Origin of the sequence: Stenotrophomonas sp. SAM-B (assembly GCF_013387485.1) — a bacterium.
Taxonomy (GTDB): Bacteria; Pseudomonadota; Gammaproteobacteria; order Xanthomonadales; family Xanthomonadaceae; genus Stenotrophomonas; species Stenotrophomonas maltophilia_AA.
This window is the reverse complement of sequence record NZ_JABBXB010000030.1, coordinates 1-451: the sequence shown is the minus strand read 5'-3', so window position 1 is coordinate 451 and position 451 is coordinate 1. Positions and strand designations below refer to the sequence as shown.

Sequence of the window (451 nt, the reverse complement as noted above, 5' to 3'; positions counted from 1 at the left end):
CTACCGGGGTATCTAATCCTGTTTGCTCCCCACGCTTTCGCACCTCAGCGTCAGTTACAGACCAGAAAGTCGCCTTCGCCACTGGTGTTCCTCCATATCTCTGCGCATTTCACCGCTACACATGGAATTCCACTTTCCTCTTCTGCACTCAAGTTTCCCAGTTTCCAATGACCCTCCCCGGTTGAGCCGGGGGCTTTCACATCAGACTTAAGAAACCGCCTGCGCTCGCTTTACGCCCAATAAATCCGGACAACGCTTGCCACCTACGTATTACCGCGGCTGCTGGCACGTAGTTAGCCGTGGCTTTCTGGTTAGATACCGTCAAGGGATGAACAGTTACTCTCATCCTTGTTCTTCTCTAACAACAGAGTTTTACGATCCGAAAACCTTCTTCACTCACGCGGCGTTGCTCCGTCAGACTTTCGTCCATTGCGGAAGATTCCCTACTGCT

General features: G+C 51.9%; 1 rRNA gene. It reads right to left on the bottom strand.

The annotated features are described in order from the left end of the window. A 16S ribosomal RNA gene (locus HH110_RS19085) occupies nt 1-451 on the bottom strand; the annotation flags it as partial.